Here is a 3,569-nt window from a genome sequence, read left to right on the forward strand (position 1 = left end):
TCGACCGGCAAGCCCGCGTAGCAACCGCCCATCGCCGCACGCGTGACGAGCAGCGCGACGAAGCCGATCCAGACGGCCGGCACGGCCGCGCCGCCGTCACGCAGCGCCCAGCCGACGTACCCCGTCAGCAGCAACGAGCTCACGATGAAGCCGCCGATCGCCGCGCGCATGGCCGGCAGTCGTCCGCGCAGATCCGCGACCCGCGCCCAGCGCGGCGCGGCCAGCATCCACACGAGCCCGACGATGCCGATGATCGCGCCGACGTGCAGCGGTTCGAGATGCATGCGCCGAGCCATCGGGCCCGCGATCGTGACGAACGCATAGGTTCCCGCCACCATCGCGAAGTTCGCGAGCAGCAGCGGCAAAAAAGACGCGCCAGCATCGGCCGGCGGGTTCAGGGTGTCAGCGGAAGGGGTCGACATGATTCGTTCGTGTTGGAGTCGTGTTGGAGAAGTGAAGGAGGCCGGCCGGTGCCGGCCACGGTCAGCCCGCTCGCGCGAGCAGCCGGTTTCGCGCATGCAGCAACGCATCCGCGGTCGCGTCCCAGCCGATGCACGGATCGGTCACCGAGCAGCCGTAGCGCAGCGCGCCGTCGAGCGGCTGCGCGCCCGTCTCGATGAAGCTTTCAAGCATCACGCCGCGAATCGCGTCGTCGCCCGCGCGCATCTGCTCGACGACGTCGTCGAGCACCGCCAGCTGCCGCATCGCCTGCTTCCCGCAGTTCGCATGCGAGCAATCGATCAGCACGTTCGCGGGCAAGCGGCTGGCCCGCAACGTGTCTGCCGCGGCCACGACCGATGCCCTGTCGTAGTTGGGTCCGTGCCGGCCGCCGCGCAGCACGAGATGCGCATGCGGATTGCCCGCGCTGTGCAGCAGCGCGGGACGGCCGGCCCCGTCGATCCCGATGAACGTGTGCGGCCGCATGCTGGCCAGCATCGCGTGAGCCGCGACGTCGATCTGGCCGTCCGTCCCGTTCTTGAAACCGACCGGCATCGGCAGACCCGAAGCCATCTCGCGGTGGATCTGCGACTCGGTCGTCCGGGCGCCGACCGCGACCCAGCTCACCAGGTCGCCCAGATACTGCGGCGTCATCACGTCGAGCGCTTCGGTCGCGGCCGGCAACCCGATCGCATTGATGTCGGCGAGCAACTGCCGCGCGATGCGCAGGCCGTCCTCGATGCGATGGCTGCCGTCGAGCCCCGGATCGTTGATCAGCCCTTTCCACCCGACCGTCGTGCGCGGCTTCTCGAAGTAGACGCGCATGACGACGCAGAACGTGTCCCGCACCGCATGCGCGAGCGTGGCAAGCCGCCGCGCGTAGTCGAGCGCCGCGTCGGGATCGTGGATCGAGCATGGACCGACGACGACGATCCGGCGCGCATCGCGCCGCTCGAGGATCGCCCGCAACTGCGCGCGCCCAGTGTCGACGGTCGCCCGCGCGGCGAACGAGGCCGGCACGTCGCGGCGTAGCGTTTCGGGTGACGGCAGCGGTGCGCCGACGCGCAGCCGCTCGTCTTGACGGGGCTGCGCAAATGCGCCCGCCGCCCCCTGTTCGGTAGTGGCAGTGAGATGTTTCATGGCCAGGGCTCCGAAAACCGTTCGCGCGTCATGCGCCGAGCGTCGCGCCGCCGTCCACGCACAGCGTGTGCAGCGTCACGTGACGCGACGCGTCGGACAGCAGGAACAGCACGGCTTCGGCGATATCGCCGGGAGTCGCGATGCGGCCGAGCGGAATGCCGTTCCGGTAACTGTCGAGCGCCCCCGCAATGACGCCTGCCGGGCCTTCCGGGCCATGCCAGAGCTGGCGCTGCATCGGCGTGTCGGTCGATCCCGGCGCGACGATGTTGCAGCGAATGCCGTGCCCCGCCAGTTCGAGCCCGAGGCAACGGGTGAACTGATGGGCCGCCGCCTTCGATGCCGCATACGCCGCCATCTGCGTGCGCGGCACGAGCGCCGCATTCGATCCGACGGTCACGATGGCGCCCGCCCGACGCGCGACCATCAGCGGCGCGACCGCGCGCGACAGATGAAACACGCCGTCGGCATTGACCGCGAAGCAATGCGCCCAGTCATCGTCCGTCAGCGACGTCGCGCCCGAAAGCCGCAGCACGCCGGCAACGTTGGCGAGCATGCCGATCGGACCGACCGATGATTCCACTCGTTCGACGGCCACCTGCACCGCACGCGCGTCCGCGACGTCGACCGAAAACGCGTGCACGCGCCCGGGCGTCGGCGGGCTGTCGGCGATCGTGCGCGCCAGTGCGTCGCCATCGCTGTCGAAGGCACCCACATCCACGCCGTGCGTGGCAAGCGCGCGCACGACCGCGGCGCCGATTCCCCGCGCCGCACCGGTCACGACGGCGATACCTGCCGGGAAAGTCAGGTTCGGATTGCTGTTCATCGATTCGAATTCCGTGATTGAAGATCCGGGCCCGCCGCTGCGGCGAGCCGTTCGGTGAGGACGGCGCCGATCGCCGCCATCGGTTCGGGGTCCGACATGCCGTCGTGCGAGCAGTCGAGCGCATGGCAGGTCAGCGTCCCCGAAGGCCGATGTGCATGCCAGCTTTCGGGCGTCGGTATGCCCTGCCGCTTGCGGGTCGCGTTGAAGAGCAACAGTTCGCCGTCGTAGCGCGGCGTCGATGCGTCGCGAAACAGGCGCATCTGCCGCAGCGTCGCCGCGACAAACGCATCGAGACCTGCGCCGCCGAGCGCCGCGAACGGGCTGTTCGCGCGCAGCAGGCGTTGTCGCAGCACGGTGTCGTACAAGTCGGCCGTATCGAAGTCGCCGTTGACCGTCAGCAGGATCCGCAGCGCGTCTGCGCAGGCCGGCATCGGCTGCGCCGTCCATGCCGACGACGGATAGCTGTCCATCAGCGCAAGCGTGCCGACCGCGTCGCCGTCGCGCGCCAGCGCCGCCGCAACGCCATAAGCCAGCGCGCCGCCGAGCGACCAGCCCAGCAGGTGATACGGCCCGTCGGGCTGCAAGGCCCGTACGCGCCGCACATAGGTCCGCACGAGTGCGTCGAAATCGGCGGCATCGCGCGTGTCGTCGACCGAAAGCTGCAACCCGTCGATCGTCGCGTCGGGCAGGTAGGCGGCAAGTCGCAGGTAACTCCACGCGAGGCCGTCGGCCGGATGAATGCAGATGAGCCGACGCGCGGCACCCGAGCCCGACTGGATCGCCAGGTGCGCCGCGAACGCGTTGCGCTCCGTGCGCGGCCGGTACGCCAGCGGTGTGCGCAATGCGGCCGTCAGCATCGCGATCGTCGGATGCCGGAACAGCATCGAGACGGGCACGTCGCGCCCGAGTTCCGCCGCCAGTCGGGCGCTCGCCTGCATCGCCTGCAGCGACTTGCCGCCGATGTCAAAGAAATTGGCGTCCGGCGTCAGGGCGACATCGCCGAGCACGTTCCGCCACACGGCCATCACCTGCCGCTCCAGCGCGCCGGCGCGCGGATCGTCAGTCGCGTCGTCACGCCGCGCATCGGCGCGCTGCAGCGCGTTGCGATCGATCTTGCCGTTCGCGTTGCGCGGCAGCCGCTCGAGCACGTGCCAGCGGTCCGGAATCG

3 protein-coding genes and 1 pseudogene are annotated in these 3,569 nt (G+C 70.0%); all 4 read right to left on the bottom strand.

The annotated features are described in order from the left end of the window. Positions 1-422: pseudogene (locus G3N99_RS36415) on the bottom strand (MFS transporter); the annotation flags it as partial. Positions 423-483: 61 nt separating this feature from the next. Beyond that, on the bottom strand, positions 484-1,578 hold the full coding sequence (locus G3N99_RS36420) for a 3-deoxy-7-phosphoheptulonate synthase (protein WP_174933896.1): 1,095 nt from the start codon (positions 1,576-1,578) through the stop codon (positions 484-486). A 28-nt stretch (positions 1,579-1,606) separates the two neighbouring features. Then, positions 1,607-2,401 carry a 2,3-dihydro-2,3-dihydroxybenzoate dehydrogenase gene (locus G3N99_RS36425; protein ID WP_206124781.1) on the bottom strand — a complete coding sequence of 265 codons (795 nt, stop codon included), beginning with the start codon at positions 2,399-2,401 and terminating at the stop codon, positions 1,607-1,609. Then, on the bottom strand, positions 2,398-3,569 hold a 1,172-nt coding region (locus G3N99_RS36430; RefSeq protein WP_241012033.1), incomplete at its 5' end, for an alpha/beta fold hydrolase. The genes G3N99_RS36430 and G3N99_RS36425, both read right to left, overlap by 4 nt.

Origin of the sequence: Burkholderia sp. Ac-20392 (assembly GCF_017104585.1) — a bacterium.
GTDB lineage: Bacteria > Pseudomonadota > Gammaproteobacteria > Burkholderiales > Burkholderiaceae > Burkholderia > Burkholderia lata.